This is a genomic window from Rhodophyticola sp. CCM32, assembly GCF_004751985.1.
Taxonomy (GTDB): Bacteria; Pseudomonadota; Alphaproteobacteria; order Rhodobacterales; family Rhodobacteraceae; genus Rhodophyticola.
Genome location: NZ_CP038492.1, coordinates 338,438 through 361,798, shown reverse-complemented (window position 1 = coordinate 361,798; position 23,361 = coordinate 338,438). Strand labels below are relative to the sequence as shown.

Sequence of the window (23,361 nt, the reverse complement as noted above, 5' to 3'; positions counted from 1 at the left end):
ATGGATAAGATGCCGAAATGGGCCGATGTGATCCTGATCCCGCTGATCTCGGTTTTGCTGGCGCTGATCGTCTCGGGCCTTGTGGTTCTCTATATCGGGGAAAGCCCGTTTGAGGCGATGCGCGTCATGGTCAACGGTGCCATGGGCTCGGCCTATGGCTGGGGCTATACGCTTTATTACGCGACGAATTTCATCTTTACCGGGCTGGCGGTGGCGGTGGCCTTCCATGCCCGGATGTTCAATATCGGGGGCGAGGGACAGGCCGCGCTTGGCGGGCTTGGCGTGGCACTTGTCTGTCTGAGCGTGAACTGGCCCCATTGGTCGCTGGCGCTGCTGGCCGCCTGTCTGGGCGCGGCCCTCTTCGGGGCTGCCTGGGCTGCGATCCCGGCCTATCTGCAGGCCAAACGCGGCAGCCATATCGTGATCACCACGATCATGTTCAACTATATCGCCGCCAGTCTGCTGGTCTATCTGCTGGTCAATGTGTTCCGCGTGCCGGGCAATATGGCGCCTGAAACCGCGCGCTTTGGCGAGGCGGCGCATTTGCCCACCGCGGCTGATATCGTGCCCTGGCTGGGGTTCCGCGCCTCCACGCCCCTGAATATTTCCTTCCTGCTGGCACTGCTGGCCTGTTTTCTGGTCTGGTTCCTGATCTGGCGCACCCGTCTGGGCTATGAAATCCGCGCCTTTGGCCATTCGGAAACGGCCGCCGTTTATGCCGGGATCAACCCGGTCAGGATCATCATGGTGTCCATGCTGATCTCGGGCGGGCTGGCCGGTCTGATGTCGATCAACTCGGTCATGGGGGAGGCGGAACGTCTGGTCATCGGCCAGGTCGGAGGGGCAGGCTTTGTGGGCATTGCCGTGGCGCTGATGGGCCGATCCCACCCGGTGGGCGTGTTGCTGGCCGCGATCCTGTTCGGTGTGCTCTATCAGGGCGGTGCCGAGCTGGAATTCGAGATGCCCGCGATCAGCCGTGAAATGGTGGTGGTGATCCAGGCGCTGGTGATCCTGTTCACCGGTGCGCTTGACAATATGGTGCGGATGCCGATGGAAAAACTGTTCCTCAGCCTGCGCCGCCGCGACAGTCGTGAAACCCCAGCGGAGTAATGGATATGATTGCAGAGCATCTTCCCGGCCTGTTTCTGGCCCTTGGTATCTTCTCTATGGGGTTTCTTGTTCTGGGGCCGAATATTCTGGCTGTGATGGGCACCTCCATGGCGCGCGGGCGGGCGCAGGGCGCGGCCCTGGCCATTGGCATCGGGCTTGGCTCGGGCCTTTGGGCCACAATGACGGTGGCCGGACTGGCCACGCTGATCACCGCCTATGCGGGGGCGATGGTGGTGCTGAAGCTTTTCGGCGCGGCCTATCTTCTGTGGCTGGCGATCAAGGCCTTCCGGTCTGCCGCCCGGCCCGATCAGGCCGATCTAAGCCCGCAGGAGACCGATGGCTGCAACATGGTTCTCAGGGGGCTGACCATCCAGATGACCAACCCCAAGGCCGCCCTGCAATGGATCGCGATTGTCTCGATCGGGCTGGGCGCCGGGGCACCCTGGCAGATCGGCGCGCTTCTGGTGATCTCGGCCACCGCGCTTTCGCTTCTTGGCCATCTGGCCTATGCGGTTGCGTTTTCCACCGGACCGGTCATCGCGATTTACGCGCTTGCGCGACGGGGGATCGAGGTAACCCTGGGTGTGATGTTCACCTTCGCTGCTTTCAAACTCACCACCAGCCGGAGCTGAGCACATGGATTTCCTGACCATCCTTCAGCTTCTCGACTCCTCCGTCAGGCTGGCCACCCCGCTTTTGCTGGCCTGTCTTGCGGGGCTGTATTCTGAACGGGCCGGTATTTTCGACATCGGGCTGGAGGGCAAAATCCTTGCGGCGGCGTTTTTCTCGGCCGCCATTGCCTATACCTCCGGGTCGGTCTGGATCGGGTTGCTGGCCGGTATACTGGCCTCGATGCTGCTCTCCGGGCTGCATGGTCTGGCCTCGATCACCTTCCGGGGCAATCAGCTGATCTCGGGCGTGGCGATCAATTTCCTTGCCGCAGGGATGACTGTGGTGATCGCACAGACCTGGTTTTCACAGGGCGGGCGCACACCGGCGCTGAGCGGTGTTGCGCGGTTTGGCAACATCACCCTGCCAGGTGCGGAATCCACGATCCGGGGCGTTGCCCAGCAAGGCCCTGTCGGCCAGATCTATTCGGAACTGATCTCGGGCCATTCGATTCTGGTTTATGTCGCGCTGGCGATTGTGCCGCTGACCTGGTGGGTTCTGTTTCGCACCCGTTTCGGCCTCCGCCTGCGGGCGGTGGGTGAAAACCCCGCCGCTGTGGATACCGCCGGTATCTCGGTTGTCGGCGCGCGCTATGCGGCGGTGATGATCTGCGGGGTTCTCTGTGGCATTGCGGGGGCCTATCTTGCCACCGGGCTGGCCGCGGGATTTGTGAAAGAGATGAGCGCGGGGCGCGGGTTCATTGCGCTGGCCGCGCTGATTTTTGCCAAATGGCGACCGTGGTATGCGCTTTATGCCTGCCTTCTGTTCGGGTTGCTGGATGCGGTCGGCAACCGGTATCAGAATATCGAGGTGATCGGCGTCACCATCCCGGTCCAGTTCATGCAGGCCCTGCCCTATATCCTGACGGTGGTGATACTGGCGGGCTTCGTTGGCAAGGCGATCCCGCCGCGCGCGGGCGGCGAGGCTTATGTGAAAGAGCGCTAACCCCCACGGTATGTGACGGGTTCAGGTATGGATCTTCGGAATTTTCGAGAATTCCGTGTGGAAAACCGGAGTTTTCCAAAACGCGCATTTGAGATGTACGACTGGAATTCCCGGGAATTCCGGCCGGAAAACAGGTGTTTTCCGGCCCCCTGCAGTCACGATCACTTTATCTGAAGCAACGCATCGCAGCCTGTTCCGATCTGTCGCAGGCAGACCAGCCTGCGACACTCTGGCATATCCGCAGGCAGCGCGCTAAACGAACCCAACGGAACCGGAGGCCTCAGCCCACGCATGCAAATCTACCTACCGATCGCCGAGGTGAGCGTTAACGCCTTTCTTCTGTTGGGTTTAGGCGGGCTTGTGGGCGTTCTGTCAGGCATGTTTGGCGTCGGCGGCGGATTTTTGATGACCCCGCTTTTGTTTTTCATCGGCATCCCGCCTGCCGTGGCGGTCGCGACAGAAGCAAACCAGATCGTCGCTTCCAGCTTTTCCGGCCTTCTGGCCCATCTCAAACGCAAAACGGTCGATCTGAAAATGGGCGTTGTTCTGCTGGTCGGTGGCCTTACTGGTGCTGCCACAGGCGTGCAGGTTTTTGCGCTTCTGACCGCTATGGGGCAGATCGATCTCATGGTGCGGCTATGTTATGTTGTGTTTCTGGGCCTGATCGGCGGGTTGATGTTTTTCGAAAGTCTGCGTGCCATTCGGCGGGCTCGTGCCGCAGGCGGGTCGCCTCCCCCAAAACGCCGCCGACGGGGCTGGGTTGACGCCCTGCCCTTCAAGATGCGGTTTCGCACTTCAGGCCTGTATATTTCGGTTATCCCACCGCTGATCGTGGGCCTTCTGGTCGGTGTCCTGGCCGCGATCATGGGCGTGGGCGGCGGGTTCATCATGGTGCCCGCAATGATCTATCTTTTGGGGATGCCCACAAAGGTCGTGGTTGGCACCTCACTGTTTCAGGTCATTTTTGTCACCGGTTTTGCCACGCTTTTGCACGCAACAACCAATTACACCGTTGATATGGTGCTGGCGGTGCTGTTGCTGGTCGGGGGTGTCATCGGCGCACAGATCGGCACACGCATCGGCGTCAAGATGAAGGCCGAACAACTGCGCATCCTGCTTGCCGCCATGGTGCTGATCGTCTGCGGGCGGCTGGCCCTCGATTTGCTGCTGGAACCGGCCGAACTTTACTCCCTCGGCAGTGCGGGGCCCGGACATTGACCCGGCTTTTCCTGATCCTTGCGTTGCTCCTGCCCGCACCCGTCCTGGCAGAAGAGGTTGTTGCCGGTCTCAGCCGGGATGAGATCGAGATTACCACCAATTTCGACGGGTCCGAGATTCTGATCTTTGGCGCGGTGCGGCGCGAAACCGCAATCCCCGAAGGCGGGCCGCTGCAGGTCATCATCACCGTCGAGGGCCCAAGCCATCCGCTGACCGTGCGCCGCAAGGATCACCGCTATGGCATCTGGATCAACACAGACGCCGCCGAGGTGGATGAAGCGCCCAGCTTCTATGCGGTTTCGACCACAGCCCCCTTCACCGAGGTCCTGAGCGACACCAATGATCTGCGGCACCGGGTATCGGTCAATCGCGCGGTTCGGGCGGTTGGTATGAATGTGGATGAACAGACCCGCTTTACCGATGCACTGATCCGTATCCGCGCATCCGAGGGGCTGTATCAGCTGAACGAGGGGGCGGTGATGCTGCGTGACGAAACGCTGTTCGACACATCCGTGCGTCTGCCCGCCAATCTGGTCGAGGGAGAGTACCGTACGCGGATATTCCTGACCCGTGACCGGGAAATCGTGGCTGAATACGACACCCATATTTCAGTGCGCAAAGTCGGGTTGGAGCGGTTGATCTACAACCTCGCCCATGAGCGCCCGCTGATCTATGGCATTCTGTCGCTGGTCATCGCGATAGCGGCGGGCTGGCTGGCCTCTGCGGTCTTCCGCTATATCCGCACCTGACGACCAAGACCATTGGCCCGGCCTGTCCGTCAGCCACGGCCCACATAGGGCATGTTCGTCGCCAGCACGGTCTGGAACAGCACATTGGCCGAGGCCGGCAAGCTGGCCATATGCAGAACCGAGCGCGCGGCGTCAGCGACATCCATCATATCCATCAGGGGTTTGCCCTCCGCCAGCAGCCGGTCGTTCAACCGATCCACCAACTCGGTCCGGGCATTGCCGATATCAATCTGCCCCGCCGCGATCCCGAAGGCCCGACCGTCCAGCGCCAGGGTCTTGGTCAGGCCCGACACCCCGTGTTTGGTGGTGGTGTAGCAGACCGACCCCTCGCGCGGGCTGTGCGCCGAGAGCGACCCATTGTTGATGATCCGCCCGCCCCGGGGTGCCTGCGCCCGCATTTGGGCAAAGGCCGCGCGGGCAGTGTTGAACATGCCGGTCAGGTTTACCGCGACAGACCGGGTCCAGTCCTCCGGGTCGATCTCGTCAATCAGGCCCTGGGGCGTGAAGATACCCGCATTGTTGAACACCACATCCAGCCGCCCCCAGGTCTCAGTAATCGCAGTCACCGCAGCCTCAACCTGAGCCGGATCGCATACATCGGCAGGCAATGGCAGCGCGGTTTCAAGACCTGATGCCATATCCTCCAGCATATCGGCCCGGCGCGCCAGAAGACCCACGCGCCAGCCCTCGGCCAGAAACAGCTCTGCCGTGGCGCGCCCGATGCCGGAACTGGCCCCGGTGATCAGAATGGTTTTCATGTCTCCTCCGTTTCCAGTGCCAGCGGCGCCACCGGCACCGCCAGATCCTCAACCCCCAGCACGGATTGCGGTTTTGACAGCATATAGCGCGTGACCCAGATCAGCCTTTCTTCCGCCCGGGTGATGGCCACATAGGCCAGCCGTTTCCACAGGGCCTGCCCGGCCTCCTCCCGGCCCGAGCGTGCGGCGGCATAAAGATCGGGGGCAAAGACCTGCACTGTCGGCCATTGGGAGCCTTGCGCCTTATGGGTGGTCACCGCAGCCCCATGCAGAAACGCCGCCCCCATCCGCGCGGCGAAGGGGATAAACGGTTCTTCCTCACCCGGTTTTTCAATCTTCACGATCGAGGCCGCCGAAAGGCGCGGGCTTTCCGCCCCCACCACATGCAGCCGCGAAAACCCGGGCTTTTTGCCGGGGCCGACATAGACCACCTGCGCGCCCTTGATCAGGCCGCGCGCCTCCAGATCAATGCGTTTCTTGCGATGTTTGACCGGCAGTTCGATCCCGTCGCAGATCATCGGTTCGCCGGGCAGCAGCGCATCCTCCGGCGCGTTATGGGCCATGCGAAATGCCCGGATCAGCCGGATACGCGTGGCATTGCGCCAGACCAGAACCGGGCTGCGGGCCATCAGGTCGCTATCGGCGCGGGGGGCCACGACAATCCGGTCATCGGTGCGGGCGGCCTCTTCGATCATCCGCTCGAACGCCTCGAAGCTGAGCGACGGATCCCCCAGAGCATGGGCCAGATCAAGGATCGGGTTATCGGCCTCCTGCCGGTGGACGCGGGCCAGCTCCTGCTTGCGGGGGCCTTGCAGCCTGTCGAACACCATCGCGCCGGACTGGCCCACCGGGGCCAGCTGTGCCGGGTCCCCGAACAGCACAAGGGTCGGGAAAATCTCGCGCAGATCCTCGAACTGCTTTTCATCCAGCATCGAGCTTTCATCGACCAGCCCGATATCCAGCGGGTCCTCCCGGCGTTTCCAGCCGGTGATGAAATCCGACCCGCGCAGCCCGGCCGCCGCCAGTGCGGCAGGTACGGATTTATGGGCGTCATATACGGTTTTGGCCCGGTCCAGCGCCGCATCGGTCAGCGCCTCGATCTCCGGGCGCTCCCCCTGCCCGGCGAGCCATTCCGCGACCTTCTCATATTCCGGGTCATAGACAGGCGTATAAAGGATACGGTGAATGGTGGTTGCGGGCACACCGCGATTGCGCAACACGCTGGCGGCCTTGTTGGTGGGGGCCAGTATCGCAACCGTGCGCCGGTCTTTGCGCCTGCGCCCCTCCCAATCGCCCGAAACCAGATCAACGCCCGCGCTTTCCAATGCGCCGACCAGATGGGCCAGCAGCAGGGTCTTGCCGCTGCCCGCCTTGCCGATCACCGCCATGACGGCGGATTGACCGTCAGACATCGGTGTCAGCATATCACGGTCCAGATCCACACCAGCGCTGCGCAGCATATCTGTGATCGCATCATAGGCACTGGCCTGATCGTCGGAGAATGAGATTGCAGGGGATGACATGGCCGCGACCCTAAAGCACCCTGCCTTAAACTTGAATCACAAATACCCTGCCACGCTTCGCGACCCCGGGATATTTGTGATGCGCGATGTCTCGGGTGTAAAGCAGGGTGCTGTAGAATGTTTCAGGTCAAACCTGCATCGAAAACCGCAGGCCTCGTCACAGGAGCGGCAACCGACAACCGCCGATCACAGGGGGCCCTTCATCCCGCAGTGCGATCCGTTCAGGGGGAATCTGATCCGGCTTCAGAGGCTTCTTCGCCCCAGAAGGCCAGCAGGTCGCGCCCGCGCGCCGGGCTGATACCCCGGGATTCAAGCGCATAGAGGTCAAGCGACAGCAACACCGCCCGGCGTATCGCACGATCGGCATCCAGCCGCGCGGGGCTGCCGACGGCATAGACCTGTTCAATCGCATTTGCGGCCCCGATCAAGGCCACCATCAATTGGAGACCGGTGGCCTCTGGCCAGCGATTGACCAGAATCTTGACCACATCCATCTTCGGACCGGCATCATGCAACAAAAGCTCCAATGCGCATTCCACCATGGCATCGGTGCGGGAAACGATACTCATAATAGGCGGCCCCCTCGAACCTGAATTTACGTATAGGTAAGAAATTTGAAAAACTCAAAAAAACTCTTGGGGTATAGTGAATATTAGCGCAGAAATCATTTAATCTGAATCAAAACCCTCTGCCTATCGATCAGCAAACTGCTGATCTAAAACGCGAATCTCCATAAGCGATGGTGTGGAATAAACCGATTTCGCTGTAGCGAAATATTTCCACTATAGCGCCCCGCCTTAAACCTGCCTCCCCAATACCCTGCCCCGCCTTTGGCGTTCCCGGGGTATTGGCGATATATCATAACCAAAGTGAAAGGCGGGGCGCTGTATTCTGACAGGCGGATCACAATGCTGTTAAAAACGGCCCGATCCCCGGGAGAGGTTTGGGTGTTGCATACCACCCCCGCCATGGCCCAAGCTTGCGGCACCCCGGAAGCGAAGGACGGATCATGCTGACCAATGATGAGATTGCGAAATGGGATCGGGAGAACTTTTTCCATCCCTCCACCCATCTGGCCCAGCATGCCCGGGGTGACATCCCGGGTCGGATCATCTCGGGCGCGAAAGGCTGCCATATCATCGACCGTGACGGCACGCGGATGCTGGACGCTTTTGCCGGTCTTTACTGCGTGAACGCGGGTTATGGGCGCACCGAAATCGTTGAAGCCATTGCCGATCAGGCGCGCGAGCTTGCCTATTACCACGCCTATATGGGCCATGGCACCGAGGCCTCGGTCACGCTGGCCAAAATGGTGATGGACCGGGTGCCGGACCATATGTCGAAAGTGTTTTTCGGCCAGGGCGGGTCGGACGCGAATGAAACCAACGTAAAACTGGTCTGGTATTACAACAACATCCTGGGCAGACCTGCGAAAAAGAAGATCATCAGCCGCTGGCGCGCCTATCACGGATCCGGGTTGATGAGCGGATCGCTGACCGGGTTGAGCCTGTTTCACCGGAAATTCGACCTGCCGCTGGACACGGTGCGCCATACCACCTGCCCCTATTATTACCGCCGCGATGATCTGGGCCAGTCCGAGGCCCAGTTCACCGCCCAATGTGCCGCCGATCTGGAAGACCTGATCGCGGCGGAGGGGGCCGATACCATCGCCGCTTTTATTGCCGAACCGATGCTGGGCACCGGCGGCATCGTGCCCCCGCCTGCGGGTTATTGGGACGCGATCACCCCGATCCTCGAAAAGCATGACATCCTGCTGATCGCCGATGAGGTGATCACCGGCTTTGGCCGTCTGGGCCATATGTTCGCCAGCCCCGCCTATGGGCTGAAACCCGATATCATGACCATCGCCAAGGGTCTGACCTCGGCCTATGCGCCGCTTTCCGGGTCGATCATGTCCGACAAGGTCTGGGCGGTTCTGGAACAGGGCACGGATGAATACGGGTCGCTTGGCCATGGCTGGACCTATTCCGCCCATCCGATCGGGGCGGCAGCGGGTGTGGCCAACCTCAAACTGATCGACAGCCTGGGACTGGTGGAAAATGCAGCCACGGTTGGCCTTTATCTGACCACACAGATGCAGGCCGCAATGGGCGATCACCCCCATGTGGGTGAGATCAGGGGCGAAGGGATGATGACCGCGGTCGAACTGATCGCTGATCGTGACAGCCGCCGCTATTTCGACCCGGGCCAGAAGATCACCCCGCAGATTGTCGCCGCCATGGGCCGCCGGGGTGTCATCGCGCGCGCCATGCCCCAGGGCGATATTATCGGCTTTGCCCCACCGCTTTGCCTGACGCGGGAAGAGGCCGATATAATCGTCGCCGCCACAACCGAGGCTGTGGCAGAGATTCTGGGCAAGAACATCTCGGGATCACCCTGAAACGGGCCATATCAAAAACCAGAAGCAGGCCGAAAACAAAAGGCCGTATTTTGCGAGGCAGATTATTAACCAAAACGCTTTAAGCCCGAAATCTGCAAGGAAGAGATGGTGCGTAAAGTGTCTGGTTTCTTAAAGCTTCGGCCCAAAATTCTGCAACATATATGCATTGCGCAGAGGGCAGCGCCCGAACCGAGGGGGCGCTGCCCGGCGGTGCCGCCGGGCAGGTGGGTGATGCGGGGTGGTGCGGAATGTCAGACCGAAGCGATAGAAACCCCGTCTGCGGCTTTTGCCGCGATGGCCATATATGGGGTTGATACGCGGTCTGACGGGCGTTCCGGGCGGCGATGATATCAAGCCTGCAATCGGTGTTCCGCAGATATGTGGATCAGCATATCATCACGCGGGTGCGCGGGTTTCCTTTGGGCCCGGACCCTGAGACCCCGTTGGGATATGTCGATTTCTATGATCTGACCCGGGATCATGTGCATATGGTCGGCTGGTGTCTGGCCTCCCGGGTCGTGCTGGGCGATGGCAGGCAATCTGCCGATATGCGCCCAAATATCGCCCGGCCTGATGTGACCGGGGTGCCGGGCATGCCGGATCATCAGCAACTGGGGTTCGAATTGCGCCTGCCCCGTGGCAATGTCGGGCTGACAATCACCACCATTGCCGACGGGCTGCATTATGACCAACCGGTCCCGGGGCCCGGCGGTCTGCCCATGGCCATGGCGCGGCTTGGCCTGCTTCCCGGCTTTCTGGGGCGGCTGGCGCGGTCCCTGCCGCTTTTCCTGCGCTGGCGCCTGACCAATGATGACAGGCAGCGGGGGCTGCTCAGATCCGCGCTTGCGCTGGATGATCGCCCTTCGCACAGCACGACGATGCCGGACAGGCTTTTTCTGCCCGCCGACACGCCGCCCAGGATCCCCCCGGCCACGCCCGTCACACTCATCCTGCCGATCCATAATGCGTTTTCGCTGCTGCCCGAGATGCTGGACCGGGTCTTGCGACACACAGATCTGCCATTTCGGCTGATCGTGATCGAGGATTGTTCCACCGATCTGGCGGTGCGGCCCTTTCTGCGGCACTGGCGGGACGGGTTGGGCCCCGGCGCCCCGGTCGAGTTGATCGAGAACCGCGAAAATCTGGGCTTTGTCGGCAGCGTCAACCTCGGGTTGCAGCGCGCAGACACATTGGGCAATCACATCATCCTGCTGAATTCTGACGCCCTTGTGCCCGAAGGCTGGGCCAGTCGCCTGCTACGCCCTATCTGCGAAGACGAAACCGTTGCCAGCGTCACCCCGATGTCAAACGATGCGGAAATCTATTCGGTTCCGCTGATCTGCCAGCCCAGCACCCTGGCCCCGGGTCAGGCCGAGGCGATTGACCGGGTCGCGCGGCGGCTTACCCCCGGGATCACGCAAGGCGCGGCGCCAACAGCCGTCGGGTTTTGTATGGCGATCAATCACGCCTATCTGGCCCGGGTGCCGCAATTCGATACCGGTTTCGGGCGGGGGTATGGCGAAGAGGTTGACTGGTGCCAGAAGGTGAAAGCGCTTGGTGGCAGGCATCTGGGGCTGTCCGGGCTGTTTGTCGAACATCGCGGCGGCGAAAGCTTCGGGCAGGTGCAAAAGCAGGAATTGCTGCGCCAAAGCGGCATAATCCTGACCCGGCGCTATCCCCGCTTTGACGCCGATGTGCAGAATTTCATCGCCGCTGATCCGCTGGCAGCGGGCCGTGTTGCCCTGGCCATTGCCTGGGCGGCCAGCCTGTCACCAGACCCTTTGCCGATCTATCTGGCCCATAGTCTGGGCGGCGGGGCCGAAACCTGTCTTGAGCGTGAGATCACCCGCCACATAGCCACGGGCACCCCGATAATTGTGTTGAGGGTCGGCAGCGGGCCCCGGATGCAGGTTGACCTGCACACAGGCCGGGGGCGGATCACAGGCGCCGCAGACAGCCTTGATCTCGTGGCCGATTTGCTGGCCTGTATCCCGGCGCGCCATGTGATCTATTCCTGTGGTGTCGGCGATCGTGATCCGGCCTCTCTGCCCGGGTTTCTGACCCGTCTGAAACGCGGGGCGCAGGACCGGCTGGAGATTCTGTTCCATGATTTCTTCCCGCTCAGCCCGTCTTATGTGCTGCTGGGCGATGACGGGCGGTTTGCAGGCCTGCCCGCGCGCGACACCATCTCGAAACGCCATAGCGTGCTGCGGGCCGATGGCCGCCGGGTCTTGCTTGGCGAATGGCGCGCCCTTTGGGGAGAGGCGATCAGCGCAGCCGATCAACTGACCGTCTTTTCCCAAAGCAGCCGTGCTTTGGTGGCCAGGGCTTACCCGGGCATGGAGGCGCGAATCCGTGTAAAACCTCATGAGATGCCGGACATGTCCCCGCTTCTCAGCACAGCGCGACCGGGGCCGCGCCCGGTTCTGGGCGTGCTGGGCGATATCGGATTGCAGAAAGGCGCGGCGGTGATCTCTGATCTCTGCGCCGCCCTTGACGGCCAGAACACACGGCCTTTCGATCTGGCGATCATCGGCAATTTCGACAGTCATTACCCCCTGCCCGATTGGGTCACGGTCCATGGGCGTTATGCATGTGCCGATATTCCCGATCTGGTCGCGCGCTATCATCTCAGCCACTGGCTGATCCCCTCGGTCTGGCCCGAGACGTTTTCGTTTACCACACATGAGGCGCTGGCCACCGGCCTGCCGGTGATCTGTTTCGATCTGGGCGCCCAGGCCGAGGCCCTGTGCGCAGCAGGCCCGCCCCATCATATCCTGCCGATGACCGATACCGCGCAGCTGATCACCAATCTGTCCGCTGTGATCTGCCGGACACAGGAGGGCATCACCAAAACCGGGGATTGATCCCTTCGGCATTGAACCCTTCGGCCTTGTGCCGCGACCCATATCCAGATGGCTTTACGCAGGACAGATAAGGGAGGGGTTCCCCCATGAGCCAGAATACCAAATCCTACCAGCCAGCACGCAGGGAACCTGCACTGGTTTACGGCCCCCGCCCGGGCGGCGGCATCACCCGACGAGCTTTCGTTTCACCGATTGGGCCAGTCTCTGACCCCCGAACCGTCCGGTTCACCGGTTGGGCCGCGATTTGACAGGAAACCCCCGGTGCTGCCTTGTCGCCGCCGTGATCGCGGCTGCGGCCCAGCTACAGCATGCTGCCTTAAACCTGAGACATCGCGCATCACAAATGTCCCGAGAACGCGAAGCGTGGCAGGGTATTTGTGATTCAAGTTTAAGGCAGGGTGCTTTAGGTCTGGTATTCCGGCTGGATCGCCAGTTGCGCGGGTGCCTCGGCGGGGCTGGCTGCGCTGGCAATCCTGCTCCTGCGCGCCCGTTCCATCGGCGGTTGATCGCCGCCTGCTGCGAATTTTCTTGCTTTGTGATCCGACCCGCCCCATATGCACGGTGCGACCGTTACCGCATATCGACCCGCTGTCTCCCTACCATAGGCGCCACGACTCGACCTGCTACTGACTGACGCCATCGCTGCCGCACAATGCGGGCAGTTGATTTTAAAGGAGAAAGCGGATGGCCAATGGCACCGTAAAATGGTTCAACTCAACAAAAGGCTTCGGCTTTATCGAGCCCGAAGGTGGTTCGCGCGACGTGTTCGTGCACATCTCGGCCGTGGAACGCGCCGGTCTGACCGGCCTGAATGATGGCCAGAAGGTCACATTCGACGTGGAAGCTGGCCGTGACGGCCGCGAAAGCGCAACGAACCTGGCCCTGGCGTAAGCCAACGCCCCTGCCCCTAGCGGCAGGATCAGAGATTTCAGACGGGCGCGCCTTCGGGCAGCGCCCGTTTTTCATGTGATAGCTTGCAGCATCTTTCCGGAAGCGTTTTCCTCAAGGAAAACGACAGGGAAAACTGGAGTTTTCCCATTCGGAATTCTGCAGAATTCCGAATGGGCGAGACAGGCACATCACATAACAGGTTGAAATATTTGATTTCAGGCAGCGCTATGTGAGGCAGGTTTTTCGGAAAATGCTCAGGCAAAGCCATCCATGGCCGGCTCAACGATCCTCAGAGGACGGCGGGGCATCCGGGTCGGCCTTGCCCACCCCGCGAAACACGGCCCTGAACGGCAAGGCCCATAAGATGCCCAGTACAATGTAGATCAGCAATTCGACCACAATCGACGGGCGGTCAAACAGGCTGGTCACAAACCAGACCGCACCGATATAAGCAGGCAACCCCAGCAGCAGGATCAACAAGGACAGCCGCCGTCTTGTTTTGTAGCTCAACGCCATGGGCAGCCCCTTTTTATAACGGTTTATAGCGGTTTGCGTTTGATCTTTACCGAAAACCGCTGCCTCTCGCCTTCGGCTCGAACGCGGTTTTCGATTGGATTGCCTCATATAAAACGCAAAACGCTTTAATCAGCAAACGGGTCGGTCACCAGAATGGTGTCATCCCGCTCGGGCGAGGTGGACAGAAGCGCCACCGGGCATTGGATCAGCTCTTCGATCCGGCGCACATATTTCACCGCCTCGCCCGGCAGATCGGCCCAGGATCGGGCCCCGGCGGTCGATTCTGCCCAGCCCTTCATCGTCTCATAGACCGGGGTGACCCGGGCCTGCTGATCGGCGGCGGTGGGCAGATAATCAAGCTGCTTTCCATCCAGGTTATAGCCCACGCAAATCTTCAGCTCCTCAAACCCGTCCAGCACATCCAGCTTGGTCAGCGAAATGCCTTTGACGCCCGAGGTTGCACAGGTCTGGCGCACCAGCATCGCATCGAACCAGCCACAGCGGCGTTTGCGCCCGGTGGTGGTGCCAAACTCATTGCCCTGTTCCCCAAGGCGCTGGCCATCCGCATCATTCAGTTCCGTCGGAAACGGGCCTTCGCCCACCCGGGTTGTATAGGCTTTCACAATCCCCAGCACGAAATCAATCGAGCCCGGGCCGACCCCCACACCGGTTGCGGCCTGACCGGCAATCACATTGGACGAGGTCACAAACGGGTAGGTTCCGAAATCAATATCCAGAAGCGCGCCCTGCGCACCCTCAAACAGGATACGCTTGCCCGCGCGCCGCGCCTCATTCAGCACTTTCCAGACCGGTTTGGCATAGGGCAACACCTGGGCTGCGATCTCGTGCAGGGCGCTGATCAGCGCGGCACGGTCCACCTCGGGCAGGCCCAGCCCCCGGCGCAACGCGTCATGATGGACCAGCGCCCGGTCCACCCGCAATTCCAGCGTCGCCTCATCGGCCAGATCGGCGACCCGAACCGACCGGCGGCCCACCTTATCCTCATAGGCCGGGCCGATCCCGCGGCCGGTGGTGCCGATCTTGGCCACGGAATTCTGGCTCTCGCGCGCCCGGTCAAGCTCCCCGTGGATCGGCAGGATCAGCGGCGTGTTCTCGGCAATCATCAGCGTCTCGGGCGTGATCTCCACCCCCTGGGCACGCAGACCCTCGATCTCGCCAATCAGATGCCAGGGGTCCAGCACCACACCATTGCCGATCACCGACAGCTTGCCGCCCCGCACCACGCCAGAGGGCAGCGCATGGAGCTTGTAAACCTCGCCCTCGATCACAAGCGTGTGGCCCGCGTTATGGCCGCCCTGAAACCGCGCGATCACATCGGCGCGTTCGCTCAGCCAGTCGACAATCTTGCCTTTGCCCTCATCGCCCCATTGTGCGCCGACCACCACCACATTGGCCATGTCTGTGAAGCCCCTTCTTGCCAAGCCTATTCCCGAAACCCGTGACGGTATAGCCCTGCATGGCCCGGGGCGAAACAGGTTTGTTCAACCGCGCATCGCAGCCAGCCGCCGGTTCGGCAGCCGCGCCAGAAAACAGTTGCGCAACCAAGGGTTTTCCGGCGTAAAGGAGGGCGATCCACACTTGCGGCGGCCTGTCGCATCCCATAAACAAGCAGCGACCAAAAATCAGGCAGCAGACGCACCCATGGAAAACATCATTCTCGTCATCCATCTGATCCTGGCCATTTGCCTGATCGGCGTGGTGCTGTTGCAGCGCTCCGAAGGGGGCGGTCTTGGGATCGGCGGAGGCGGCGGCGGTGTGATGACCGGGCGTCAGGCGGCAACCGCCCTTGGCAAACTGACCTGGGGCTTTGCCATCGCGTTTCTGGCCACCTCGATCACGCTGACGATCATCGCGGCACAGAACTCGTCCTCGGATTCGGTTCTCGATGGCTCAGGCCTGATCGCGCCCGCAGAAGAGGGGGAGACATCCCCGGCAGACGGGCTTCTGCCGCCCGCCTCGACACTTCTGCCGCCCAGTTCCGGTGATGCCCCGGCCCTGCCACCACGCGCAGACGAATAATCTGACGGATAAATCTGGGGTTTCCGCCCGGTCATTTAACATCATGTAGCGTTTCGCTTGTCCTTTTGCTGCGAATCCTGTTACTCTTAAATCCCGTGATAGGTGGATTCGGACTGGCCAGATCGACAGGATTGGCACGGTCCTCACGGGGAGTTTCAACAGCAGATGGCACGTTTCATTTTCATCACCGGTGGTGTCGTGTCTTCGCTTGGAAAGGGTCTGGCCTCGGCCGCCCTGGGGGCCTTGTTGCAGGCCCGCGGCTATACGGTGCGGCTGCGCAAGCTTGATCCCTATCTGAATGTCGACCCCGGCACGATGAGCCCGTTTGAACATGGGGAGGTGTTTGTCACCGATGACGGGGCCGAAACCGATCTGGATCTGGGCCATTACGAACGCTTCACCGGGGTCGCCGCGCGCAACACCGACAGCGTCTCGTCAGGGCGGATTTATTCCAATGTGCTGGAAAAGGAGCGCCGTGGCGATTACCTGGGCAAAACCATTCAGGTGATTCCCCATGTCACCAATGAGATCAAGGATTTCATCGCCATCGGCGAGGATGAGGTTGATTTCATGCTGTGCGAGATCGGCGGCACCGTTGGCGATATCGAGGGGTTGCCGTTTTTCGAAGCGATCCGCCAGTTCGGGCAGGACAAACCGCGCGGCCAATGCGTGTTCATGCATCTGACGCTGCTGCCCTATATCAAGGCAAGCGGAGAGCTGAAAACCAAGCCGACCCAGCACAGCGTCAAGGAAATGCGCTCCATCGGGCTGGCGCCTGATATTCTGGTCTGCCGGTCCGAGGGGCCGATCCCGGAAAAAGAACGGGAGAAACTGGCGCTGTTCTGCAATGTCCGCCCCGATGCGGTGATCGCCGCGCAGGATCTGAAATCCATTTACGAGGCGCCGCTGGCCTATCACCGCGAGGGGATGGATCAGGCGGTGCTGGATGCGTTCGGCATTGCGCCCGCACCGAAACCCAATCTCAGCGTCTGGGAAGATGTGGCCGACCGCGTTCACAACCCCGAGGGGGAGGTGCGTGTGGCCATTGTCGGCAAATACACCCAGCTTGAAGATGCCTATAAATCCATTGCCGAGGCCCTGACCCATGGCGGCATGGCCAACCGGGTGAAGGTAAAGGCCGAATGGATCGACTCGGAAATTTTCGAGCGCGAAGACCCCGCGCCCTGGCTGGCAGGGTTTCACGCCATCCTGGTGCCCGGCGGGTTCGGAGAACGCGGCACCGAGGGCAAGATCAAGGCGGCGGAATTCGCCCGCACCCGCGGCATTCCCTATCTGGGCATCTGCCTTGGCATGCAGATGGCGGTGATCGAGGCGGCCCGCAATCTGGCCGATCTGGGCGATGCCGGATCGGAAGAGTTTGACCATGAGGCGGGCAAGAAACGCTTCACCCCCGTGGTCTATCACCTGAAGGAATGGGTGCAGGGTAATCACAAGATCAAACGCAAGCTGGGCGACGACAAGGGCGGCACCATGCGCCTTGGGGCCTATGACGCGGTGCTGAAAGAAGGCTCCCGCGTGGCCGAAGCTTACGACGCGGTGGCCATCGAGGAACGCCATCGCCACCGCTATGAGGTCGATATCCGCTACCGCGAGGCGCTGGAGGATCAGGGGCTGATCTTTTCCGGCATGTCGCCCGATGGCCGCCTGCCCGAGATCGTCGAGGTCAAAGACCACCCCTGGTTCATCGGGGTTCAGTTCCATCCAGAGCTGAAATCGAAACCCTTCGCACCGCATCCGCTGTTCCGCGATTTCGTGCGCGCGGCCAAGGATAATTCCCGGCTGGTGTGATCTTCGCTAAGGTTGAGCACCGCAGTGGAGGCGGCAACAGCCATCTGCTGTGCATCGCACGCATATACCGCGCCACTGATCTATGAATTTGCGGGTTCAGCCTGAAGTTATAACGCCGGACTGAAATTCTGAACCACCCCGTATCATCTTGTCGCCCGGCGGCTCTGCCGGGCAGCGTCTGAACCGCCTCCACGGTGTGCGGGCGTTTCTCGCCCTCCTCTCGGTTCGGGCTCTGCCCTCTGCGCAATGCCTACAGCCCCCCGCCTTTAAAACACCCTGCCTTAAACTTGAATCACAAATACCCTGCCACGCTTCGCGTTCTCGGGACATTTGTGATGCGCGATGTCTCGGGTGTAAGGCAGCATGCTGTAATTTGAGCCATGACATATCGCCACTGCCCCGAGAACGCCAAAGGCGCGGCAGGGCAATGGTGATGCGGGGTTTAAGGCGGGGGCTGTAGGCGATGCAGAGCTTTTGCCTGCGCTCTAACCATATTGAAAATACGCGTTTAAACCGACGTCGACAGGCCGCATTTTCCGATACAAGGCTTACTCGAAACGCTTCCATTCGGTACGGGTTTTGAACCATTTTTCCATGCCGTCCGACAGACAGGCGAACCCTGACATTTATGCCAGGGCGATTTTAGGAGAAATTTGAGATGTCAAAATTCATTAAAACCCTTACCGCCGCTGCGGCTGTTTCTGCTGCCGTAGTCGGCACGGCCTCTGCCCAGGACGCGTTGCAATGGCAGGGCTTCTATGGCGGTCTGGAAATCCAGTCGATTAACCCGGACATGAGTAGCCTCAATCTCCCGTTTGGCAGCGACGAAAACGTCGTGCTGTTTGGCGGCTATAATCACGCCCTTGGTGGGGACTGGGTTGTCGGTGGTGAGTTGAGCTATGGCAGCGACGCCACCGCAACGGCAATCCCGGGCCTTGATCTGACCCTGGAAGACACGATCACGCTGCGTGGCCGGGTTGGGTATACCATCGGGAATGTGTTGCTCTACGGCAGCCTGGGCTATGTAGACACCGATGTGTCGCTTGCCGGCCTATCCGGTGATCTGTCCGCGGATGGCCCCGTCTTCGGTCTGGGCTTTGAGGCGATGATCGCCAACAATATTTCCGCCCGGATTGAATATTCCCGTTCGAGTATGGACCTGTCCGGCGGCGGTGTGCCCCCAGGGTTTGATATTGATACAAACGCAGTTTCACTTGGCGTGGCCTATCATTTTTGATCCCATATATCTCATCCTCAAGCAGGGGCGCCGTCTGGTGCCCCTGTCGCGCTGCGGCAAGTCTGATCGGGTTATGGGTATATACGTTCTTTAGAGTACCCTGCCTTAAACCTGAGACATCGCGCATCACAAATACCCTAGGAACGCGAAGCGTGGCAGGGTATTTGTGAGTCAAGTTTAAGGCAGGGTGCGTTAGCTTGCCATTCCTCTTGGCCCGGCCAATTCTGAATATCGCCCGGACCCCGTGAGCCGCTTGCCGAAGGAACCGTAAGATGTTGAAGTTTTCCACCTATGACGTGTTCGCCGACCGGGGGTTTGCGGGCAACCCGCTGGCGATTGTCGAAGGAGCTGACGCGCTTGGCACATCGCAGATGCAGACCATCGCGCGGGAGTTCAACCTGTCCGAGACCATATTCGTCCAGACCCCGGACGATCCGGCCCATACCGCCAAGGTCCGCATCTTCTTCCCGACCGATGAGATTCCCTTTGCCGGCCACCCCACTATCGGCTGCGCCATTCATCTGGCGACAACAGCCCGGCCCGAGGGGGACTTCGAGACCTTGATCACGCTGGAGGAGCGCGCGGGCCTGGTGCCGGTCACCGTGATCCGCGCAGGGTCGGCCATCACTGCGGAATTCACCGCCCCGAAACAGCCCGTGGCCCTTCCCGGCAAGGCGGAACCGGCGCAGATTGCTGCGGCCCTTGATCTACCCGAAGACGCCATTGGCCCACATAAGCCCGGCATATGGCAAGCCGGTCCGGCCTTTATTTATGCCCCGGTTGCCGATCTTGATGCGCTGGCCCGGGCCCGCCCGGTTGAACCCCATTGGTCGCAAATGGTGGCTGCCGCCGGGCTCGACAGTGTCTATCTTTATACCGGTATCGGGCAGGACAGCTATCAGGCGCGTATGTTCGACCCCGGCGCGGGTATTCCCGAAGACCCTGCAACCGGGTCGGCCAGCGCCATTCTGGCCGCGCAATTGCTGGCCAATGGCGCGCTTGGCGATGGCACGATGGTGACCCATCTTTCCCAGGGCATCGAAATGGGCCGCCCCAGTCAGATACGCCTGACCACCGAGATCTCGCGCGGCAAGATCACTGCGATCCGCGTCGCGGGCAGCGCAGTGCCAATCTCTTCAGGGCGTATCAGATGCCCCTGAGGCGGGCATCTGAGACAGGGCCAGCTTTACGCGGGCCGCAAAATACCCATATGAAGGCCCATGTTTGGTGATTTCATACGCCGCCTGACGGCGCCCGAGCCGGAACCCCTGTCCGATCCCGATGCGCGGCTGGCCCTTGCCGCGCTTCTGGTGCGGATTGCCCGGACCGATGGCGAATACGCCCAGGCCGAGATTGACCGGATCGACCGCCTGCTGGCCAGCCGCTATGGTCTGTCCCCGTTCGAGGCCAGCAAGTTGCGGACAGATGCGGAAACCGTTGAGGCGCAGGCCCCCGATACGGTGCGCTTCACCCGCGCGATCAAGGATGCCGTCGCCTATGAAGACCGCGAACAGGTGATCGAATCCCTTTGGGAAATCGTGCTGGCCGATGGCATCCGCGATCAGGATGAAAACGCCTTGATGCGGCTTGTGGCCCCGATGCTTGGCGTCAATGACCGCGACAGCAATCTGGCCCGCCAGCGGGTGACTGCCCGCCGCCCATGATCGCCGCCCTGCCGATGTATGACCGGGCCGAGACGCGGGGCGCGACCGACCGGTTATGGGCGCTGATCGCCCGGGCCCTGCAGGATCAGGGGGTTGATGCGCCCGCCACGCTGATCCGCGACACCGATCCCTGGGAGATCTGGCAAAGCCCCGATCTGATTCTGGCGCAGACCTGCGGATTGCCCTATCGCGCCCGGCTGGCGCCCCATGTCACGCTGATCGCCACGCCTGATTATGCCCTGCCGGGCTGTCCACCCGGCCATTACAACAGTGTCATCATCGCCCGGGCGGCTGATGCCCCTGCCGGGCCAAGCCCCGCGCCGCACCCGGCGGTCAATGATCCGCTCAGCCAGTCGGGCTGGGCCGCGCTCTCAGTCTGGGCCATTGAGAGCAAACTTGACCTGAAGACACCCCTGATCACCGGGGCGCATGAGGCCTCGGCCCGCGCCGTGGTTGACGGGCAGGCCGATCTGGCCGCCATTGATGCCCAGACTTGGCGGCTTTTGACCCGCTATGCCCCCTGGACCGCCAATCTGACAGAGATCGCCCGTACCGCGCCGACACCGGGGCTGCCGCTGATCTCTGCCAAAACCCGGGATCCTGAACCGATCCGCAAAGCGCTGCACAATGCGCTGGAGGCACTGGCACCCGCAGACAGGCAGATGCTGGATTTGCAGGGTTTCCCGATCATCCCGAAAGCCGCTTATCTGGCGCAACCAATCCCGCCCGCGCTTTAGGCATGCGCTGATTTTTTGGGCGCATACGCGCCCTTACCCAAGGTCTACTTGCCAATAATTCATTGCAATTGACCCGATTCTGAGGACAAATCCCTGAAACAAACAGGGAAGCTGCCGCCCCGTGACTTCTGTGCCCCCGCCGGTGATCGAAATCTCTGGCCTACATAAAAGTTTTGGTGCTCTGGACGTGCTGCGCGGTGTCGATCTGCGGGCTGAGGCGGGCGATGTGGTGTCGCTGATCGGGTCGTCCGGGTCGGGCAAATCCACGCTTCTGCGCTGTGCCAATCTGCTGGAAGACAGCCAGCAGGGCGAGATTCTGTTTGAAGGGGAAGCGGTGCATTGGCGCGGCACCGGGAATATCCGCCGCCCGGCGGATGCGGCCCAGGTGACCCGCATCCGCACCAATCTTTCCATGGTGTTCCAGCAATTCAACCTCTGGGCCCATATGACCATCCTCCAGAACGTGATGGAGGCCCCGGTCACGGTTCTGGGTGAGGAGAAGACGCAGGTAGAAACCCGCGCGCGTGCCCTTCTCGACAAGGTCGGCATCGGCTCCAAATGCGCGGCCTGGCCTGCGCAGCTTTCCGGCGGTCAGCAACAGCGCGCCGCCATCGCGCGGGCACTGTGCATGCAGCCGCGCGCCTTGCTGTTTGACGAACCCACCTCGGCCCTTGATCCGGAGCTTGAGCAGGAAGTTGTCAAGGTTATCAAGGATCTGGCCACGGAAGGCCGCACCATGATTCTGGTCACCCATGACATGCGCTTGGCCCGGGATGTCAGCGACCATGTCATTTTCCTCCATGAGGGCCGCATCGAAGAAGAAGGCCCGCCCGAGCAGATTTTCGGCGCCCCCAGATCACCGCGTCTTCAGCAATTCCTCAGCCATGGCCATACCGCCGCCTGAGGCAATACCAACCAGGGAGTATCAAAAATGAAAAACATCATCCTTTCCTCCGTCATTCTGGCGATGTCCGCCGGTGTCGCGCTGGCCGACGGGCATTCGGTTGTCCGCATGGGCACGGAAGGCGCCTATCCTCCTTACAACTTCATCAATGATGATGGCGAAGTGGACGGGTTTGAACGGGTTCTGGGCGATGAGCTTTGCGCCCGCGCCGAGCTGACCTGTGAATGGGTCACCAATGAATGGGATTCGATCATTCCCAATCTGACCTCGGGCAATTACGACACGATCATCGCGGGGATGAGCATCACCGATGAACGTGATGAAGTTATCGACTTCACCCAGAATTACATCCCGCCCGCCTCGTCCCTGTTCATCGCGCTCAGCGATGATGCGGATCTGGAAAGTGGCGTGATCGCGGCCCAGACCAACACGATTCAGGCGGGCTATATCGCCGAGACCGGCGCGGTATTGCTGGAATTCGCCACCCCCGATGAAACCGTTGCCGCCGTCCGCAATGGAGAGGCCGATGCGGTGTTTGCAGATGGCGATTTCCTGCTGCCGATTGCCAATGAAGATGCGGATCTGCGGGTTGTGGGCGACCCGGTGCAATTGGGTGGCGGTGTCGGCATGGGCCTGCGTGAAACCGATACGGACCTGCGTGACACATTCAACGCCGCGATCCAGTCGATGAAAGATGACGGCACGCTGAACACCCTGATTGTGGAATGGTTCGGCGAAGACGCCGAAACCTTCTGATCTGACGAAAGACTGCCCCGGTTTTCCGGGGCAGTCACAGTTCGGGGGCAGGATGCTTCGCGGCTATATCTCTTGCAGCGCAGATGGGTATGTGGCCGACACCGATGGCGGTGTCGGGTTTCTGGACCCGTTTCAGGATGTGGCCTTCGGCCATGACGCCTTTTTCGCCGGGATTGATACGGTGGTCATGGGGCGGCACAGCTATGATCAGATCATCGGCTTCGATGTGCCATGGCCCTATGCGGCGAAAACCGGCTATGTCGTCACCTCGTCTCCGCTTGGCGACCCGCCCGCTGATGTAACCCGCTGGAGCGATAGTCTGGAAAGCTTCGCCGGGGCGATGCGGGATCATCAGGTCTGGGTTGTCGGCGGTGCCCGCCTTCAGGCCGGGTTTATCTCTCTTGGGCTGCTCAGCCGGCTGGAATTGTTCATCATCCCCGTTCTTCTGGGCGCGGGTATCCCGCTTTACCCGGCCGGAACGGCGCAGGCGCTGCGCCTGACCGACACCGAAATATTCGACAAGGGAATCGTGAAGCTGGATTATCAACTGGCAAACGGGGTCTGAGC

22 protein-coding genes are annotated in these 23,361 nt (G+C 61.1%); 17 read left to right on the top strand and 5 right to left on the bottom strand.

What is annotated here, in order from left to right; all coding sequences use genetic code 11:
• The 5 genes from E2K80_RS01780 (at position 1) to E2K80_RS01760 (ending at position 4,691) form a co-directional block, all read left to right on the top strand.
• Positions 1-1,110, top strand: a complete 1,110-nt coding sequence (locus E2K80_RS01780) for an ABC transporter permease (protein WP_135372192.1) — start codon at positions 1-3, stop codon at positions 1,108-1,110.
• Between the two features lie 5 nt (positions 1,111-1,115).
• Positions 1,116-1,742, top strand: a complete 627-nt coding sequence (locus tag E2K80_RS01775) for a LysE family translocator (RefSeq protein WP_238475617.1) — start codon at positions 1,116-1,118, stop codon at positions 1,740-1,742.
• 4 nt (positions 1,743-1,746) lie between these two features.
• Entirely contained in the window at positions 1,747-2,724 is a 978-nt protein-coding gene (locus tag E2K80_RS01770) for an ABC transporter permease (RefSeq protein ID WP_135372188.1), read from the top strand.
• A gap of 291 nt (positions 2,725-3,015) precedes the next feature.
• A complete protein-coding gene (locus tag E2K80_RS01765; protein WP_135372186.1) occupies positions 3,016-3,942 on the top strand; it encodes a sulfite exporter TauE/SafE family protein in 927 nt (308 codons plus the stop codon).
• Positions 3,939-4,691, top strand: a complete 753-nt coding sequence (locus tag E2K80_RS01760; RefSeq protein WP_135372184.1) for a TIGR02186 family protein — start codon at positions 3,939-3,941, stop codon at positions 4,689-4,691. Before E2K80_RS01765 ends, E2K80_RS01760 begins: the two co-directional genes overlap by 4 nt.
• 29 nt (positions 4,692-4,720) lie before the next feature.
• On the opposite strand, the gene E2K80_RS01755 is transcribed toward E2K80_RS01760, so the two are convergent.
• The 3 genes from E2K80_RS01755 to E2K80_RS01745 form a co-directional block, all read right to left on the bottom strand.
• Positions 4,721-5,449, bottom strand: a complete 729-nt coding sequence (locus E2K80_RS01755; protein WP_135372182.1) for an SDR family oxidoreductase — start codon at positions 5,447-5,449, stop codon at positions 4,721-4,723.
• The gene (locus E2K80_RS01750) at positions 5,446-6,972 is read right to left on the bottom strand and encodes an ATP-dependent DNA helicase (RefSeq protein WP_135372180.1); all 1,527 of its coding nucleotides are present in this window, start codon (positions 6,970-6,972) and stop codon (positions 5,446-5,448) included. Before E2K80_RS01750 ends, E2K80_RS01755 begins: the two co-directional genes overlap by 4 nt.
• Before the next feature lie 221 nt (positions 6,973-7,193).
• The gene (locus E2K80_RS01745) at positions 7,194-7,541 is read right to left on the bottom strand and encodes a hypothetical protein (protein ID WP_135372178.1); all 348 of its coding nucleotides are present in this window, start codon (positions 7,539-7,541) and stop codon (positions 7,194-7,196) included.
• A 440-nt stretch (positions 7,542-7,981) separates the two neighbouring features.
• On the opposite strand from E2K80_RS01745, the gene E2K80_RS01740 reads away from it, so the two are divergent.
• The 3 genes from E2K80_RS01740 (at position 7,982) to E2K80_RS01730 (ending at position 13,131) form a co-directional block, all read left to right on the top strand.
• On the top strand, positions 7,982-9,373 hold the full coding sequence (locus E2K80_RS01740; RefSeq protein WP_135372176.1) for an aminotransferase: 1,392 nt from the start codon (positions 7,982-7,984) through the stop codon (positions 9,371-9,373).
• A gap of 344 nt (positions 9,374-9,717) precedes the next feature.
• A complete protein-coding gene (locus E2K80_RS01735) occupies positions 9,718-12,240 on the top strand; it encodes a glycosyltransferase (protein ID WP_135372173.1) in 2,523 nt (840 codons plus the stop codon).
• Between the two features lie 684 nt (positions 12,241-12,924).
• On the top strand, positions 12,925-13,131 hold the full coding sequence (locus tag E2K80_RS01730) for a cold-shock protein (RefSeq protein WP_135372170.1): 207 nt from the start codon (positions 12,925-12,927) through the stop codon (positions 13,129-13,131).
• Positions 13,132-13,410: 279 nt separating this feature from the next.
• On the opposite strand, the gene E2K80_RS01725 is transcribed toward E2K80_RS01730, so the two are convergent.
• Together E2K80_RS01725 and E2K80_RS01720 are read right to left on the bottom strand one after the other, a co-directional pair.
• Complete coding sequence (locus tag E2K80_RS01725) at positions 13,411-13,647, bottom strand: DUF2842 domain-containing protein (protein WP_135372168.1); 237 nt, start codon at positions 13,645-13,647, stop codon at positions 13,411-13,413.
• Positions 13,648-13,772: 125 nt separating this feature from the next.
• Positions 13,773-15,065, bottom strand: coding sequence for an adenylosuccinate synthase (locus E2K80_RS01720; RefSeq protein WP_135372166.1), 1,293 nt, complete (start codon positions 15,063-15,065; stop codon positions 13,773-13,775).
• A gap of 244 nt (positions 15,066-15,309) precedes the next feature.
• On the opposite strand from E2K80_RS01720, the gene secG reads away from it, so the two are divergent.
• From secG to E2K80_RS01675, 9 genes are all read left to right on the top strand, one after another.
• Positions 15,310-15,687 (top strand): preprotein translocase subunit SecG, encoded by a 378-nt coding sequence (secG, locus tag E2K80_RS01715; protein ID WP_135372164.1) that lies wholly within the window; start codon positions 15,310-15,312, stop codon positions 15,685-15,687.
• Between the two features lie 165 nt (positions 15,688-15,852).
• On the top strand, positions 15,853-17,496 hold the full coding sequence (locus tag E2K80_RS01710) for a CTP synthase (RefSeq protein WP_135372162.1): 1,644 nt from the start codon (positions 15,853-15,855) through the stop codon (positions 17,494-17,496).
• A gap of 658 nt (positions 17,497-18,154) precedes the next feature.
• Complete coding sequence (locus E2K80_RS01705) at positions 18,155-18,733, top strand: outer membrane protein (protein ID WP_135372160.1); 579 nt, start codon at positions 18,155-18,157, stop codon at positions 18,731-18,733.
• A 272-nt stretch (positions 18,734-19,005) separates the two neighbouring features.
• Positions 19,006-19,893: a PhzF family phenazine biosynthesis protein gene (locus tag E2K80_RS01700; protein WP_135372158.1), complete on the top strand. Its 888-nt coding sequence runs from the start codon at positions 19,006-19,008 to the stop codon at positions 19,891-19,893.
• A 60-nt stretch (positions 19,894-19,953) separates the two neighbouring features.
• Positions 19,954-20,397, top strand: coding sequence for a tellurite resistance TerB family protein (locus E2K80_RS01695; RefSeq protein ID WP_135372156.1), 444 nt, complete (start codon positions 19,954-19,956; stop codon positions 20,395-20,397).
• Positions 20,394-21,134: a phosphate/phosphite/phosphonate ABC transporter substrate-binding protein gene (locus tag E2K80_RS01690; protein ID WP_135372154.1), complete on the top strand. Its 741-nt coding sequence runs from the start codon at positions 20,394-20,396 to the stop codon at positions 21,132-21,134. The genes E2K80_RS01695 and E2K80_RS01690 overlap by 4 nt, the downstream gene beginning before the upstream one ends.
• Positions 21,135-21,255: 121 nt before the next feature.
• Positions 21,256-22,038 (top strand): ABC transporter ATP-binding protein, encoded by a 783-nt coding sequence (locus E2K80_RS01685; protein WP_135372152.1) that lies wholly within the window; start codon positions 21,256-21,258, stop codon positions 22,036-22,038.
• 27 nt (positions 22,039-22,065) lie between these two features.
• Positions 22,066-22,794, top strand: a complete 729-nt coding sequence (locus tag E2K80_RS01680) for a transporter substrate-binding domain-containing protein (RefSeq protein WP_135372150.1) — start codon at positions 22,066-22,068, stop codon at positions 22,792-22,794.
• Positions 22,795-22,846: 52 nt separating this feature from the next.
• Positions 22,847-23,359 (top strand): dihydrofolate reductase family protein, encoded by a 513-nt coding sequence (locus E2K80_RS01675; RefSeq protein ID WP_135372148.1) that lies wholly within the window; start codon positions 22,847-22,849, stop codon positions 23,357-23,359.
• The last annotated feature ends 2 nt before the right edge of the window (positions 23,360-23,361 follow it).

What these genes read in the sequence shown, in the direction of transcription:
- E2K80_RS01710 (WP_135372162.1), top strand. Translation starts at nt 15,853, where the DNA reads ATGGCACGTTTCATTTTCATCACCGGTGGTGTCGTGTCTTCGCTTGGA.
- E2K80_RS01730 (WP_135372170.1), top strand. Translation starts at nt 12,925, where the DNA reads ATGGCCAATGGCACCGTAAAATGGTTCAACTCAACAAAAGGCTTCGGC.
- secG (WP_135372164.1), top strand. Translation starts at nt 15,310, where the DNA reads ATGGAAAACATCATTCTCGTCATCCATCTGATCCTGGCCATTTGCCTG.
- E2K80_RS01695 (WP_135372156.1), top strand. Translation starts at nt 19,954, where the DNA reads ATGTTTGGTGATTTCATACGCCGCCTGACGGCGCCCGAGCCGGAACCC.
- E2K80_RS01725 (WP_135372168.1), bottom strand. Translation starts at nt 13,647, where the DNA reads ATGGCGTTGAGCTACAAAACAAGACGGCGGCTGTCCTTGTTGATCCTG.
- E2K80_RS01780 (WP_135372192.1), top strand. Translation starts at nt 1, where the DNA reads ATGGATAAGATGCCGAAATGGGCCGATGTGATCCTGATCCCGCTGATC.
- E2K80_RS01680 (WP_135372150.1), top strand. Translation starts at nt 22,066, where the DNA reads ATGAAAAACATCATCCTTTCCTCCGTCATTCTGGCGATGTCCGCCGGT.
- E2K80_RS01775 (WP_238475617.1), top strand. Translation starts at nt 1,116, where the DNA reads ATGATTGCAGAGCATCTTCCCGGCCTGTTTCTGGCCCTTGGTATCTTC.
- E2K80_RS01740 (WP_135372176.1), top strand. Translation starts at nt 7,982, where the DNA reads ATGCTGACCAATGATGAGATTGCGAAATGGGATCGGGAGAACTTTTTC.
- E2K80_RS01765 (WP_135372186.1), top strand. Translation starts at nt 3,016, where the DNA reads ATGCAAATCTACCTACCGATCGCCGAGGTGAGCGTTAACGCCTTTCTT.
- E2K80_RS01690 (WP_135372154.1), top strand. Translation starts at nt 20,394, where the DNA reads ATGATCGCCGCCCTGCCGATGTATGACCGGGCCGAGACGCGGGGCGCG.
- E2K80_RS01705 (WP_135372160.1), top strand. Translation starts at nt 18,155, where the DNA reads ATGTCAAAATTCATTAAAACCCTTACCGCCGCTGCGGCTGTTTCTGCT.
- E2K80_RS01745 (WP_135372178.1), bottom strand. Translation starts at nt 7,541, where the DNA reads ATGAGTATCGTTTCCCGCACCGATGCCATGGTGGAATGCGCATTGGAG.
- E2K80_RS01700 (WP_135372158.1), top strand. Translation starts at nt 19,006, where the DNA reads ATGTTGAAGTTTTCCACCTATGACGTGTTCGCCGACCGGGGGTTTGCG.
- E2K80_RS01750 (WP_135372180.1), bottom strand. Translation starts at nt 6,972, where the DNA reads ATGTCATCCCCTGCAATCTCATTCTCCGACGATCAGGCCAGTGCCTAT.
- E2K80_RS01770 (WP_135372188.1), top strand. Translation starts at nt 1,747, where the DNA reads ATGGATTTCCTGACCATCCTTCAGCTTCTCGACTCCTCCGTCAGGCTG.
- E2K80_RS01735 (WP_135372173.1), top strand. Translation starts at nt 9,718, where the DNA reads ATGATATCAAGCCTGCAATCGGTGTTCCGCAGATATGTGGATCAGCAT.
- E2K80_RS01675 (WP_135372148.1), top strand. Translation starts at nt 22,847, where the DNA reads ATGCTTCGCGGCTATATCTCTTGCAGCGCAGATGGGTATGTGGCCGAC.
- E2K80_RS01720 (WP_135372166.1), bottom strand. Translation starts at nt 15,065, where the DNA reads ATGGCCAATGTGGTGGTGGTCGGCGCACAATGGGGCGATGAGGGCAAA.
- E2K80_RS01755 (WP_135372182.1), bottom strand. Translation starts at nt 5,449, where the DNA reads ATGAAAACCATTCTGATCACCGGGGCCAGTTCCGGCATCGGGCGCGCC.